General features: G+C 68.2%; 10 protein-coding genes and 1 pseudogene. 8 read left to right on the plus strand and 3 right to left on the minus strand.

Translation table 11 applies throughout. The features are described from left to right. The 6 genes and pseudogenes from ACM14_RS11905 to ACM14_RS11930 all read left to right on the plus strand — a co-directional run. Positions 1–443 (plus strand): annotated as a pseudogene (locus tag ACM14_RS11905) (cell division protein FtsQ); the annotation flags it as partial. Between the two features lie 13 nt (positions 444–456). Further along, positions 457–2037 carry an MBOAT family protein gene (locus tag ACM14_RS11910; RefSeq protein WP_065346253.1) on the plus strand — a complete coding sequence of 527 codons (1581 nt, stop codon included), beginning with the start codon at positions 457–459 and terminating at the stop codon, positions 2035–2037. Positions 2038–2058: 21 nt separating this feature from the next. Continuing rightward, positions 2059–2298, plus strand: coding sequence for an acyl carrier protein (locus ACM14_RS11915; protein ID WP_012204786.1), 240 nt, complete (start codon positions 2059–2061; stop codon positions 2296–2298). A 57-nt stretch (positions 2299–2355) separates the two neighbouring features. Further along, positions 2356–3840, plus strand: coding sequence for an AMP-binding protein (locus tag ACM14_RS11920; protein WP_065346254.1), 1485 nt, complete (start codon positions 2356–2358; stop codon positions 3838–3840). After that, positions 3837–4538, plus strand: a complete 702-nt coding sequence (locus ACM14_RS11925; protein WP_065346255.1) for an alginate O-acetyltransferase AlgF — start codon at positions 3837–3839, stop codon at positions 4536–4538. The genes ACM14_RS11920 and ACM14_RS11925 overlap by 4 nt, the downstream gene beginning before the upstream one ends. A gap of 26 nt (positions 4539–4564) precedes the next feature. Further along, positions 4565–5710: an acyl-CoA dehydrogenase family protein gene (locus ACM14_RS11930; protein ID WP_065346256.1), complete on the plus strand. Its 1146-nt coding sequence runs from the start codon at positions 4565–4567 to the stop codon at positions 5708–5710. Between the two features lie 17 nt (positions 5711–5727). Here the strand turns inward: ACM14_RS11930 and ACM14_RS11935 are convergent, their stop codons facing one another. Continuing rightward, the gene (locus ACM14_RS11935) at positions 5728–6702 is read right to left on the minus strand and encodes a DUF4434 domain-containing protein (protein ID WP_063326555.1); all 975 of its coding nucleotides are present in this window, start codon (positions 6700–6702) and stop codon (positions 5728–5730) included. A gap of 160 nt (positions 6703–6862) precedes the next feature. Further along, the gene (locus ACM14_RS11940) at positions 6863–8209 is read right to left on the minus strand and encodes a dicarboxylate/amino acid:cation symporter (protein ID WP_063326556.1); all 1347 of its coding nucleotides are present in this window, start codon (positions 8207–8209) and stop codon (positions 6863–6865) included. Positions 8210–8422: 213 nt separating this feature from the next. Between ACM14_RS11940 and ACM14_RS11945 the strand changes: the two genes are divergently transcribed. Next, positions 8423–11074 (plus strand): PAS-domain containing protein, encoded by a 2652-nt coding sequence (locus tag ACM14_RS11945; RefSeq protein ID WP_065346257.1) that lies wholly within the window; start codon positions 8423–8425, stop codon positions 11072–11074. A gap of 24 nt (positions 11075–11098) precedes the next feature. On the opposite strand, the gene ACM14_RS11950 is transcribed toward ACM14_RS11945, so the two are convergent. Continuing rightward, positions 11099–11737, minus strand: coding sequence for a response regulator transcription factor (locus tag ACM14_RS11950; RefSeq protein ID WP_034392075.1), 639 nt, complete (start codon positions 11735–11737; stop codon positions 11099–11101). A 529-nt stretch (positions 11738–12266) separates the two neighbouring features. Here ACM14_RS11950 and ACM14_RS11955 point away from each other — a divergent pair. Further along, entirely contained in the window at positions 12267–13295 is a 1029-nt protein-coding gene (locus tag ACM14_RS11955; protein ID WP_013803085.1) for a porin, read from the plus strand. Positions 13296–13452 lie beyond the last annotated feature (157 nt).

Below are 13452 nucleotides of genomic sequence, written 5' to 3' on the forward strand. Positions count from 1 at the left end.
AGGCCTTCGAGGAATCCGCGCCCGGGCCGCTGCAGCCGCTGCCCGGCGACCTGCTGGCCCTGGCCGGCCTGGCCGATGCCCCGGCCGGCTGGCGCCCACGGCGCGACCAGGTGCGCCCGCAGACCATTGCCCCCGTGCGCGGCGGCGGCCTGCTGGACGAGACGCCACCCGTGCAGGTGCTGCTGGCCGGCAGCTCCAACGGGCTGCGCAGCAATTTCGCGCCGCAGCTCGGCCGCGCGCTGGGCCAGGAAGTCTGGAACCTCAGCATGGATGGCGGCCAGTTCAGCGGCGCCATGGTGGCCGCGCTCAAGCGCCGCGCCTCCTGGCCGGCCAGCCTGCGGCTGGTGATCTGGGAGTTCTCGGAAAACACCTTGTCCCTGCCCCTGACGGACGATGAAAAAGCGGCGCTCAAGGAGATGGACGCCGCCTCCCCGCCTGCGTGACCCCGCCCGCTACATGCTGTTCAATTCCTATCTTTTCCTGCTGCTGTTCCTGCCCATCGCGCTGGCGGGCCACTACCTGGCCGGGGCCATCAGCCTGCGGCTGGCCGCGTTCTGGCTGTGCCTGACGTCCTTTGTCTTCTACGGCTGGTGGAACCCGCAGTTCGTCGCCCTGCTGGCGCTGTCCATCGCCTTCAACTACGTGGTGAGCCTGCTGATCCTACGCTTTGCGGGCCGCGCGCGGCTGCAGGGGCTGGTCACCGCCCTGGGCGTGGGCGCCGACCTGGCGGCGCTGTTCCACTACAAGTACTTCGCCACGCTGTTCAACTTCCTGGGCGAATGGGGGCTGACGCAGGGCGGCATGCACGAGCTCATCCTGCCGCTGGGCATCTCGTTCTTCACCTTCACCCAGATCGGCTACCTGCTGGACTGCCGCTCGGGCATCGTCAAGGAACGCAGCCTGCTCAGCTACGTGCTGTTCGTGACCTTCTTCCCGCACCTGATCGCGGGGCCCATCCTGCATCACAAGGAAATGATGCCGCAGTTCGCGCAGCCGGATAACTACCGGTTCCGCGCGGACAACCTGTCCATCGGCGGCACGCTGTTCGTGATCGGCCTGGCCAAGAAAGTGCTGCTGGCCGACGAGATCGCGCCCTATGCAGACGCGGGCTTCGCGGCGCCCGGCGAGCTGCAGTTCTGGGCCGCCTGGGGCGCCAGCCTCAGCTACGCGCTGCAGCTGTACTTCGACTTCTCGGGCTACTCGGACATGGCGCTGGGCCTGGCGCGCATGTTCGGCATCCGTTTCCCGCTGAACTTCAACTCGCCCTACAAGGCCGGCAGCATCATCGACTTCTGGGCACGCTGGCACATGACGCTGACGCGCTACCTCACGGCCTACCTGTACTACCCAGTGGCCATGGCCATCTCGCGCGCACGCGAAAAGCGCGGCCTGTCCGTGGGCTCCAGCGCCGCGCGCACGCCCGGCGGCTTTGCGGCCACCATCGTCGTGCCCACGCTGTTCACCATGGGGCTGGCGGGCATCTGGCACGGCGCCGGCCTGCAGTACGTGATCTTCGGCCTGCTGCATGCCTTCTACCTGTCGGTCAACCATGCCTGGCGCATCTTCGTGGTCAGCCGCAAGCCGGCCGCCGCACGCAAGTCGGGCCGGGGCGTGCAGGCGCTGTGCGTTGTCATCACCTTCATCGCCGTGCTCATCGCCCAGACCTTCTTCCGCGCCCATGGCGTGGGCGACGCCATGCTGCTGCTCAAGGGCATGGCCGGCCTGCGCGGCGTGGAGGCGCTGGAGTCGCTGTCCCACGTCCAGGGCCTGGCACTGGGCGATGCCATACGCCTGGCCATAGGCCACCACATGCAGCTGGCCCTGGTGCTGCTGCTGCTGGCCATTGCCTGGTTCACACCCAATGCCCACCAGATCCTGGGCCGCTTCTCGCCCGCCATGTTCAAGGTGCAGGAAGCGCCCCGGGCCTGGATGCGCTGGCGCCCCAGCGCAGGCTGGACGGCCGTGACCCTGGTCCTGCTCTTCCTGTGCCTGGTCAACCTGCACAAGGAAACCCGCTTCCTGTATTTCCAGTTCTGAAACACCTGTTGGAGAAAAACCATGTCCCTGAATGACATCGAAACCAAGATTGCCCAGATCATCGGCGCCATCATCCTGACCTCGGTCGAGCCCGATACGCTGCTGCTCGAATCGGGCCTGGTGGACTCGCTGTCCGCCGTGGACGTGGCACTGGCCATCGAAAAGGAATTCGGCGTCAAGATACCGCCATCGGAGATCGACCTGCACCTGGAATCCGTGCACACGCTGGCGCAGTACGTGGCCGAGCAGCGCAAGGCCTGATGCAGCGCCTGCACGCCGCCGCCCTGTCCCTTTGTCCCTGCGCAACAAGGAGCCCGCATGCGATTCAGTTTTGACCGCTTCGACTTCACCGAGCCCGGCGCCGACACCGCGCGGCCCGCCGTGATCGATGCCGCCGGCACGCTGGACTGGCAGCAACTGGCCCAGGCCGTGGCGCAATGGGAGCAGCAGGCGCTGGCACGCGGCGCGCGGCGCGACGAGCCGCTGCTGATCACGGGGCACAAGGAGACCGCGTTCCTCGTGGCCATCCTCGGCTGCCTGCGCCTGGGCGTGCCCTTCGTGCCGGTGGACGTGATCAACCCGCCCGAGCGCATGGCGCGCATCGCCACGCTGGTGCAGGCCGGCCTGCACTACGACGCGCAGGCCCGCAGCTTCCTTGACACCGGCATCGCCGCGCAGCCGCTGCAGGAAAAATCGCTGGCCTACATCATGTTCACCTCGGGCAGCACGGGCGATCCCAAGGGCGTGCAGATCGGGCGCGAGAGCCTGGGCCTGTTCGCCGGCTGGATACGCGACTGCCTGGCCCTGGGCGAGGCGCCGGTCTTCATGGACCAGATGCTGTTCAGCTTCGACTTTTCGCTGTTCAACTGGATGGGCGCCCTGGTCACGGGCGGCGCCTGCGTGCTGTGCGCGCGCGAGACCATTGCCGACCGCCAGGCCTTTGCCGCCTACCTGGCGGGCACCCATGTGAACGTCTGGGCGTCCACGCCCTCCTTCGTGCGCCAGCAGCTGCTGGATGCCGACTTCGACCAGCAGCACCTGCCCGACCTGCGCGTCTTCGTCTTCGGCGCCGAATCGCTCACGCCCACCGTGGCCGAGGCGCTGTGGAGCCGCTTTCCCCAGGCGCGCATCATCAACTCCTACGGCCCCACCGAGGCCACCTGCTCCACCACCTGGGTGGAGATCGACCCCGCGCTGCGCCAGCGCGCGTCGCTGCCCTTTCCCATCGGCCGGGCCAAGCCCTATGCCGATGTGTTCCTGGACGAAGGCGAGATCTGCGTGGCCGGCGACCACGTGATGCGCGGCTACCTGAACCGCCCCGACCTGCACGCCACACGCATGTTCATGCGCAACGGCAAGCGCGGCTACCGCACGGGCGACCTGGGCGAGATCGACGGCGACGGCCTGGTCACCTTCCACGGCCGGCGCGACGACCAGATCAAGATGCACGGCTACCGCATCGAGCTGGCCGAGGTCGATGCCGTGCTGGCCACCCTGCCCGGCGTGCGCGCAGGCGCGGCGGTGGCGCTGAAGCGGCCCGATGGCTTCATCGTGCGCATGATCGGCTTCGTGGACCTGGACCGCAGCGGCCCGCCCGGCATGCAGCCCCTGCCCGAAGACCTGGCCGGGTGGCGCGAATTGCTGGCCCAGCGCGTGCCGCCCTACATGATTCCGTCGGAACTGCTGGCCTGCCACGGCTTTCCGCTGACGCAGACTGACAAGGCCGACCGCAAGCAACTGGAGCGCATGTACCTTGATGCACGCATGCGCCCCGCCAAGGAAACCAAGGACCCGCAGGCATGACCTCCGTTTTTTCCCCCGTGATGCGTACCGTCGCGCTCGCCCTGGCCGGCCTGGCCGGGCTCTCCTGCCTGCCTGCCGCGCATGCCGAAGGCACGCTGGCCCAGCTCTATGCGGCGCGCCCGCCAGCAGGCTCGTCCTTCGTGCGCGTGGTCCACCCCGACGCGGGCAGCCTGCGCGTGAAGATAGGCGACGGCCCCGAGCAGACGCTGTCCGGCAGCAAGCCGGCCAGCAGCTACGCCATCGTCAAGGGCGACACGCCCTTTGCCATTCAGCTGGACGGCAAGAGCGCCGGCAGCATGAAGGTGGCGCCGGGCAGCTTCACCACCTTGGTGCCGCAGCGCCAGGGCAAGAACGCGGCCACGCGCTTCACGTCCATCGACGACTCCGGCGGAAGCCAGGACGCGCTCAAGGCCGAGCTGCGCTTCTACAACCTGATCGACGATTGCACCGAAGGCGGGCTCAAGATCGCCGGCACGGGCACGCCGCTGTTCACGGGCGTGGCGCACGCCAAGTCGGCCAGCCGCTCCATCAACCCGGTCAGCGCCCAGCTCGCCGCCACCTGCGCCACTGCGGCCAGCGCGCCGCTGGCGCTGCCCCAGCTGCAGCCGGGCGACCACTACAGCCTGTTCATGACGGGTACGGCCGCCGCACCCGTGCTGCGCGGCCAGGCCAGCGCCACCGACACCTATCGTCCCTGACCCAGCCCAAGGAGACCGACACAGACATGCGCACCCGCTCCGTATTGCGTGAAGACCACCTGCTGTTCAAGGAACAGGTGGACCGATTCGTGGCCACCGAGATCCTGCCCCACATCAATGACTGGGAGGCCGAGGGCATCACGCCGCGCGCCCTCTGGCGCAAGGCGGGCGACAGCGGCCTGCTCAACTGCGACCTGCCCCCGCCCTACGGCCAGGGCGGCGACTTCGGCCACGCGGCCGTGGTCATCGAGGCGCTGGCGCGCGCCAACTGCCTGGGCATCGGCTTTTCCATCCATTCCGACATGGTGGCGCCCTATCTCTGGAACTTCGGCACGCAAGTGCAGAAGGACCGCTGGCTGCCGCGCATGGCCACGGGCGAGCTGATCGGCGCCATCGCCCTGACCGAGCCCGGCGCGGGCAGCGACCTCAAGGCCGTGCGCACGCGCGCCCGCCGCAAGAGCGACAGTGAAGGTGACGGCTACGTGCTCAACGGCCAGAAAACCTTCATCACCAATGGCGTCAACGCCGGCCTGATGGTGGTTCTGGCCAGCACCGAGCCCGACCTGGGCGCGCGCGGCCTGTCGCTGTTCGTGGTGGAAGAAGGCATGAAGGGCCTGGGCAAGGGTGCCGCCCTGCGCAAGATAGGCCAGCACAGCCAGGACACCTGCGAGCTGTTCTTCGACGAGCTGCACCTACCGGCCGACCACCTGCTGGGCCGCGAGAACGCCGCCTTCGAGCATGTGACGCAGGAGCTGGCGCAGGAGCGGCTGGCGATCGCGCTGCGCGCGGCAGCCTCCACCGAAGGCATGCTGGACGAGGCCGCCGAGTTCGTGCGCAACCGCAAGGTCTTCGGGCGCCGCGTGCTTGACTACCAGAACACCCGCTTCAAGTTCGCCGATGCCCTGGCCAAGACCACCATGCTGCGCGTCTTCCTGGACGACTGCCTGGCCCAGCACATGGAAGGCTCACTGGACTCCGTCACCGCTGCCATGGCCAAGCTCAACGCCACCGAGCTGCAGGGCCAGGTGCTGGACGAGCTGCTGCAACTGCACGGCGGCTACGGCTACATGGCCGAATACGGCATTGGCCGCGCCTGGGCCGATGCACGGGCGCTGCGGATCTTCGGCGGAAGCAGCGAAATCCTCAGAGAGATCATCGGCAAGCGCTTCTGACCCGGCAGCCACCGCGCTCAGCGGGCGGCGGCCTTCCACTCGCGCAGCAGTTGCCGGGCCTCCGGCGTGTCGTTCAGCACCCAGGGGTCGATGGCGAAGGCGACGACGCGCTGGGCGCCGTAGTCGCGGGCCACGTCCCACTGGCGGCGCACGCGCTCGAAACTGGCCGTGCGCGCCTGGAAGTCCGAACCATCGGGCCGCGTGGGCGGCAGTTGCTCGAACAGTTCCACGATGAGGTCGAACGGCGCCCTGCGCTCCAGCAGCATCTGCTGCAGCGGTGCCAGCGCCTCGTAGTTGCGCAGCCCCGCCACGCCCACGCCGTCCTGCACCATGGGGCGCAGGGACACCCGGTCCAGCAGGATGCTCCACAGCGTGGGCAGGCTGCCCAGTGTCTGCAGCTGGCTGAAATAGGTGGAGATGCCGGGCACCTGGCCGGACGTGGCCGCTGCCGCCTGCGCCAGTGGCTGCAGTGCGCTCACCAGCAGCTCGACGCGCTCGGGCGCGGCCCAGTGGTATTGCTCCAGCTCGTAGGGGATGTACCAGCCGCGAAACGCCGCGTGGCGCGGCCAGGTGCTGGCGTACATATGGCTGGCGCCCTGCTCGGCGATATGCGCCAGGTAGGGCGCGGGGCCCGCGGCGTTGGAAAGGCTGATCTGCTTCCACCAGCGCTCGTCATAGGGCAGGCCCAGGTGCACGCCCATGCCCAGTTCGGTGCAGATGTCCAGCAGGTCGGCGATCTGCGCGTCGGCCAGCATCCAGCTGTCCGCCTCGGAATCGCCCAGCAGGCCGCTCCATTGCACGAACAGCTCCCGGCAGCCCAGCGCCTGGGTGGCGGCCAGGCGCTGGCGCCATTGGTCGCGCGGCATCTCCAGATGGCTGCGCCACGGCTGCAGAAAACTGCCCGACACGGGCGCCGAGGCCGCGCAACCGACCAGCGAGGCACAGGCGGCGGCCGCGCCGGCGCCGAGGAATTCGCGTCTGGACAAATGCATGGTGGGAACGGCCGCAAGGCTGCGTGAAGCGAAGCACCAAGAATACAGCCAAGCGGCGCGGCAGCCGCCTTAAAAAGCAGCAGTCCAGCCAGGCTTGACCTGGCTGGGCTGAGGGTTGTCGCTTTCAGGGGCCGCGCAACATGCGTCGCCGCGGTATGGATCAGGAAACCTTGCCGACAGCGGCAGGTACCGCTGTTCCTGCCGGGGTCACCTCCATGGCGGGAGCACCATCCAGGGCGGCATTGAGCTTGGTGTAGTCCAGCTCGTTTTCCCAGCGCGAGACCACCACGGTGGCCACGGCGTTGCCCATGAAGTTGGTCAGCGAGCGGCACTCGCTCATGAAGCGGTCCACGCCCAGGATCAGGGCCATGCCGGCCACCGGCACTTCGGGCACCACGGCCAGCGTGGCGGCCAGGGTGATGAAGCCTGCGCCGGTCACGCCGGCAGCGCCCTTGGAGCTGAGCATGGCCACCAGCAGCAGCGCGATCTCATGGCCCAGGGTCAGGTGGGTGTTGGTGGCCTGGGCGATGAACAGCGCGGCCAGCGTCATGTAGATGTTGGTGCCGTCCAGGTTGAACGAATAGCCCGTGGGCACGACCAGGCCCACGACGGACTTGCCGCAGCCGGCGCGCTCCATCTTCTGCATCAGCGAAGGCAGGGCCGATTCCGAGGACGAGGTGCCCAGCACCAGCAGCAGTTCCGCCTTCAGGTAGCGCGCCAGCTTGAGCACCGAGAAGCCGCACAGCCGCGCCACGAAGCCCAGCACCACGACCACGAAGAGCAGCGAGGTGATGTAGAACGAGCCCACCAGCCAGGCCAGGTTCACCAGCGAACCCAGGCCGAACTTGCCGATGGTGAAGGCGATGGCGCCAAAGGCTCCCAGCGGCGCGGCCTTCATCAGGATGCCCACCAGCTTGAACACGGGGGCCGTCAGCGCCTCCAGGAAGTTGAGCACGGGCTTGCCCGCATCACCGACCATGGCCAGCGAGATGCCGAACAGCACGGCCACGAACAGCACCTGCAGGATGTTGTCGCCCACGAAGGGGCTGACCAGCGTCTTGGGGATGATGTCCATGGCAAAGCCGGTGAGCGTCAGCTCGTGCGACTTGGCCACATAGCCCTTGACGGCGGCCTGGTCCAGGTCGGCCGGGTTGATGTTCATGCCCGCGCCGGGCTGCACCACGTGCGCCACCACCATGCCGACCACCAGGGCCAGCGTGGAGAAGAACAGGAAGTAGGCCATGGCCTTGAGGAACACGCGGCCCACGGTGCGCAGGTGCGTCATGCCCGCAATGCCGGTGACGATGGTCAGGAAGATCACCGGCGCGATGATCATCTTCACCAGCTTGATGAAGGCATCGCCCAGCGGCTTGAACTGCTCGGCATACTGGGGCTCGAAGTGGCCGAGCAGCACGCCTGCCACGATGGCGACCACCACCTGGAAATACAGCTGGCGGTAGAAAGGCAGCCGCTCGGGGCTGGCGGCGTGGGTGGGGACGGCATGCATGGTGCGGCTCCGGCGGGACTGTGTGGGGGTGGGCGCACCACCAAGGTGCGGCGAGGTCCAGTTTGTACCGCTGGCGTGCTCCGGCGCCGATAACCTATTGGTATTAGGCGCCGGTGCGCTCCCAGGGAGAATGCACGCAGAATCAGGGTAATCCCCAACTCCTTCCCGCCCCTGGAAGGCTCCAAGCTGGCGCCCAATCGGGTCCAGACCACCATGCCCCAACCCGTTCGCCGCCCTTCACGCCGCTCCTTCTGGACCCTGCTGCTGCTGTTCGGCGGCATGCTCGCCTGCATGCTGCTGGCCGGTGAGCTGGTCTACCACCGCGCCCTGCGCGGCGAGGCCGAAAGCGTGCAGCGCCAGCTCAGCCTCTACGCCCAGGCCCTGGGCCAGCGCATAGACCGCTACCGCACCCTGCCCGAAGTGCTGGCGCTGGACGCGCAGCTGCGCGCCGCCCTCACCCACCCGCTGTCTCCCGCCGAGGTCGATGCCCTGAACCGCAAGCTGGAGCAGGCCAACGGCGCCAGCCAGTCGTCCACGCTGACCCTGATCGACCGCCACGGCACGGCCCTGGCTGCCAGCAACTGGCGCGAGACGCGCAGCAACGTGGGCGTGGACTACAGCTTCAGGCCCTATGTGCAGCAGGCGCTGTCGCGCGGCAGCGGGCGCTTCTACGGCATCGGCCTGACCACGGGCCTGCCGGGCTACTTCCTGTCGCAGGCCATCCTGGACGAACAGAACGCCGTCGCGGGCCTGGTGGTGATCAAGATCGCGCTGCTGGAGCTGGAGCGCGAATGGCTGCAGACGCCCGACGTGGTCATGGCCTCGGACGAGCACGGCGTGGTCTTCCTGGCCAGCCAGCCCGACTGGCGCTACCGCCTGCTGTCACCCCTGAGCCCCGCCGACGAGGCGGACCTGGCCGCCACGCGCCAGTACATAGACCAGGAGTTGCACCCCATGCGCTACCGGGTGCGCCAGGGCCTGGAGCAAGGCAGCCGCCTGGTGCAGATGCAGGAGCCCGCCCTGCCCGGCACCACGCTGTGGCAGACCCTGCCCCTGCCCGGCAGCGACTGGCAGTTGCACCTGCTGCACGACACGCAGGCCAGCACCGTGGCCAGCCGCTGGGCGGCGGCGGCCGCTGCGGGCGGCTGGCTGGCCCTGGGCCTGCTGGTGCTGTTCGTGCGCCAGCGCAGGCGGCTGGCCGCGCTGCGCCTGCGCAGCCGCCTGGAGCTGGAGACCGTGCTGCGCCAGCATGCCCAGGAGCTGCGCACGGCCCAGGACGGCATCGTCCAGGCCGCGCGCCAGGCCGACACGGGCCTGAGCCGCAGCCTGGAGCACCTGCCCCAGGGCGTGGTGGTGATCGATGCCGACCTCAACCTGGTGGCCTGGAACTCGCGCTACGTGGAGCTGTTCCGGTTTCCCTCCGAACTGCTGCGCACGGGCCAGCCCATAGAGAACCTGTTCCGCTACAACGCCCGGCGCGGCCTGCTGGGGCTCGGCCCCATCGAGGAGGCCATCCACCGGCGGCTGCAGCATCTGCGCAGCGGCAGCCCGCACCTGCGTGAAAGCACCAAGGACGACGGCACGGTGCTGGAGATCCGTGGCAACCCGCTGCCCGATGGCGGCTTCGTCACCAGCTACGCCGACATCACCAGCTACAAGAACGCCGCGCGCGAACTGCGCTCGCTGGCCGATGCGCTGGAGCAGCGCATTGCCGAGCGCACGCGCGACCTGGCCGAAGCCAAGCGCGAGGCCGAGCAGGCCAACCGCTACAAGACCCGCTTCGTGGCCGCCGCCGTGCACGACCTGCTGCAGCCGCTGAACGCCGCGCGCATGTTCAGCTCCCTGCTGCGCAGCCATCTGCATGACGACGCGGGCCGCCATGTGGCCGACAGCATCGACGGCGCCCTGGCCGCGCAGGACGCCATCCTGGGCAGCCTGCTGGACATCTCGCGCATGGAATCGGGCCAGCTGGAGGTGCGCGTGCGCGACTTCGCGCTGGGCCCGCTGCTGCAGGTCATGCGCCACAACTTCGGCATCCTGGCCGAAAGCCGGGGCCTGCGCCTGAGCGCAGTGGACACGCGCTGCGTGGTGCGCAGCGACGAGGCGCTGCTGCGCCGCATCCTGCAGAACTTCCTGTCCAACGCCATACGCTATACGCGCCAGGGCCGCATCGTCATCGGCTGCCGGCGCCAGGGCCAGCAGTTGCGCATCGAGGTGCACGACCAGGGCCCTGGCATTCCCGAAAGCCTGCAGCACGAGATCTTCGAGGAATTCCGCCGCCTGGACGAAGGCCATGGCGACGACCGTGGCGCCGGGCTGGGCCTGGCCATCGTCGAGCGCCTGGGCCGCCTGCTGGGCCACGAGATCGGCCTGCGCTCGCACCTGGGCCGGGGCAGCGTGTTCTGGGTCTGCGTGCCGCTGGGCGATCCCGCAGCCGTGCCGCAGATCGCCGCGGCCACGCATTGCGGCGAGGCAGGCCAGGACGCACCGCTGCAGGGCATGAGCGCCTGGTACGTGGAAGACGATGCCCAGTCCTGCACCGCCATGCGCGCCCTGCTGCAGCGCTGGGGCTGCAACGTGCCGCTGGCCGGTGGCCCGGCCGAGGCGCTGGCGCTGGCCGCGCCCGGCGAAGCGCCGCAGCTGGTGCTGCTCGATGTGCGCCTGGGCCAGTTGCACGGCCCCGATGTCTACGCGCAGCTGTGCCAGCGCTGGGGCCAGTCGCCGCCCGTGATCCTGGTCACGGCCGAGCGCGACGGCATGGTGCGCCGCCAGGCGGCCGAGCGCGGCTGGGGCTTTCTGGCCAAGCCCGTGCGCCCGCCCGCGCTGCGCGCGCTCATGAGCCAGATGCTGCTGCGCCACCGATAGACGTGGCACGGCAGGGCCTGGCGTTCAGACCGTGCCGTCGTTCTCCAGGCTCTTGACCAGCACGGCCGCCTGCGTGCGGCTGTAGCACTCCAGCTTCTTGAGAATGGCCGTCACATGCACCTTGACGGTGTTCTCGGCCAGCCCCAGCTCGTGGGCGATCTGTTTGTTGAGCAGGCCATCGGCCAGGCACAGCAGCACGCGGAACTGCTGGGGCGTGAGCTGGGCCAGCCGCGCGGCCAGCGCGGCGTCGGCCTCGGAGCGCTCGGCGGCCATGGGCGGGAACCAGCTGCCGCCGTCCAGCACTTCCTGCAGGGCCGTGCCTATGGCCTCGGCCGGCGCCGACTTCGGAATGAAGCCCGCGGCACCGAACTGCTGCGCACGGCGGATCACGCGCGGATGGTCGTTGGACGAAATCACCACCACCGGAACATCGGGGTACTCGCCGCGCACATGCAGCAGCGCCGAGAAACCACGCGCGCCCGGCATGGCCAGGTCCAGCAGCACCAGCTCGATCTCGGGGTGCTGCTGCAGCGCCGCGCCCAGCGTGGCGGCGCTTGCGGCCTCCAGCACGGCGAACTGCGGCAGGGCCTCGCGCAGCACATGGATCACCGCGGCGCGGAACAGCGGGTGGTCATCGGCAACGAGCAGCGTGGATTCGGACATGGGCGCGAGTCTGACACGTCTGGAAGCACATGCCCGGCTCATGGGGCCCAGGCCTGGTCCATGGCCGGGTTGCAAGCTGGCACGCTGTTTGCAATCAGTTGCAGCCAAAGGCCTGGCAACAGGCACAGATCCACCGCCCAACCGACGAACAAGGAGCCCTGAATTGACCTTTGAGCCCTCTTGCAACGACCTGCTGCACAGCCCTGGTGCCCCGGCCCCATCCCAGTGCACGGCAGTGTTCAAGCCGCGAGAGTGCAAAACACAAATTAAGTTTCGTCATAACTGTGTCAAAGACACCACTTTCTGGCCGGTGCAATGGCTGGGATGCGTTGTAATACGCGGCTTAGCCAGTCAAGACCGCCTTGCGCACAGGCCGCAAAGACGTGCCGACGCCAGCCCGCCCCTGATGCGAAAACGCCACTGTCCCAGGTTTGCCACGTAGCCCAGCCCGGGCGATTGGTTCATCGTCTGCCCCGGTCACAGCACTGGCCACCCGTTTCCACTCTCCAACAATGAAAGACTCCTCAACATGAAACGTTCCTTCATCGCACTGGCCGCTGCACTGGCCTGCGCCGGCGCTGCACACGCCCAAAGCTCGGTCCAGCTGACTGGCCTGGTGGACGCCTATGCCGGCTCCATGCGCATGGCTGGCGACGCCAGCGGCAAGGGTGTCGTGGGTTCGGGCGGCATGACCACCTCCTGGTGGGGCATGAAGGGCCAGGAAGACCTGGGCGGCGGCCTGAAGGTCGATTTCCAGCTGACGGCCTTCATGCGTGTGGACACTGGCAGCCCTGGCCGTTTCGATGGTGACCCGTACTTCTCGCGCGATGCCAACGTCGGCCTGTCCGGCGGCTTCGGCACGGTGCGCCTGGGCCGCGGCATGGCGCCCAACTTCCTGCCCACCATCCTGACCAACCCCTTCGGCGACTCCTTCACCATCTCCCCGCTGGTGCTGCACGCCAACGTGGGCACGACAGCCTGGGGCTCGGCCAACCTGACCACGCCGTCCGACACCGGCTGGAGCAACCAGGTCGTCTACACCACGCCCAAGTTCGGCGGCCTGCAGGCCAACGTCCACTACCAGTTCGGTGAAAAGGGCGGCGATTCCGGCAAGAAGAACATCGGCGTGAACGCCATGTACTTCGGCGGCCCCCTGAGCCTGGTGGCCTTCTACGAGCGCGCCCAGATCAGCAACCCCGTGAGCCTGGCCGTGATGCCCACCAAGACCGACTGGATGCTGGGCGGCACCTACAACTTCGAAGTGGCCAAGCTGTACGCAACCTACGGCCAGGCCAAGGTCAAGGATCTGGATCGCAAGAACAGCACCTACTCGCTGGGCCTGGACGTGCCCGTGACCAGCGCCGGCACCATCAAGGCAGCCCTGGCCCGCACCAAGGCCGAAATCGGCGCCGTGGACTCCACGCGCACCACGGCCAGCCTGGGCTACGACCACTACCTGTCCAAGCGCACCGATGTGTACACCGTGCTGATGCACGACCGCATCACGGACCTGAAGTCGGGCACCAGCCTGATCGCGGGTATCCGCCACCGTTTCTAAGGCGACGCCTGGCCTGCCAGCACGGGCCAGGGACTTACGTCCCGAACTTTCAGCGAGGCTCTGCCTCGCTTTTTTTTTGGCCTCTTGAAAGTCGATAGAAATTTTCTCTCAGTACTTTTTTACAAACGTCAAGAGAGAAAGCGATTGTCCGACAGCC

The sequence above is a fragment of the Delftia sp. JD2 genome (assembly GCF_001682645.1).
Lineage (GTDB): Bacteria > Pseudomonadota > Gammaproteobacteria > Burkholderiales > Burkholderiaceae_C > Comamonas > Comamonas acidovorans.

What these genes read in the sequence shown, in the direction of transcription:
- ACM14_RS11935 (WP_063326555.1), bottom strand. Translation starts at nt 6,702, where the DNA reads ATGCATTTGTCCAGACGCGAATTCCTCGGCGCCGGCGCGGCCGCCGCC.
- ACM14_RS11945 (WP_065346257.1), top strand. Translation starts at nt 8,423, where the DNA reads ATGCCCCAACCCGTTCGCCGCCCTTCACGCCGCTCCTTCTGGACCCTG.
- ACM14_RS11950 (WP_034392075.1), bottom strand. Translation starts at nt 11,737, where the DNA reads ATGTCCGAATCCACGCTGCTCGTTGCCGATGACCACCCGCTGTTCCGC.
- ACM14_RS11920 (WP_065346254.1), top strand. Translation starts at nt 2,356, where the DNA reads ATGCGATTCAGTTTTGACCGCTTCGACTTCACCGAGCCCGGCGCCGAC.
- ACM14_RS11910 (WP_065346253.1), top strand. Translation starts at nt 457, where the DNA reads ATGCTGTTCAATTCCTATCTTTTCCTGCTGCTGTTCCTGCCCATCGCG.
- ACM14_RS11940 (WP_063326556.1), bottom strand. Translation starts at nt 8,209, where the DNA reads ATGCATGCCGTCCCCACCCACGCCGCCAGCCCCGAGCGGCTGCCTTTC.
- ACM14_RS11955 (WP_013803085.1), top strand. Translation starts at nt 12,267, where the DNA reads ATGAAACGTTCCTTCATCGCACTGGCCGCTGCACTGGCCTGCGCCGGC.
- ACM14_RS11915 (WP_012204786.1), top strand. Translation starts at nt 2,059, where the DNA reads ATGTCCCTGAATGACATCGAAACCAAGATTGCCCAGATCATCGGCGCC.
- ACM14_RS11930 (WP_065346256.1), top strand. Translation starts at nt 4,565, where the DNA reads ATGCGCACCCGCTCCGTATTGCGTGAAGACCACCTGCTGTTCAAGGAA.
- ACM14_RS11925 (WP_065346255.1), top strand. Translation starts at nt 3,837, where the DNA reads ATGACCTCCGTTTTTTCCCCCGTGATGCGTACCGTCGCGCTCGCCCTG.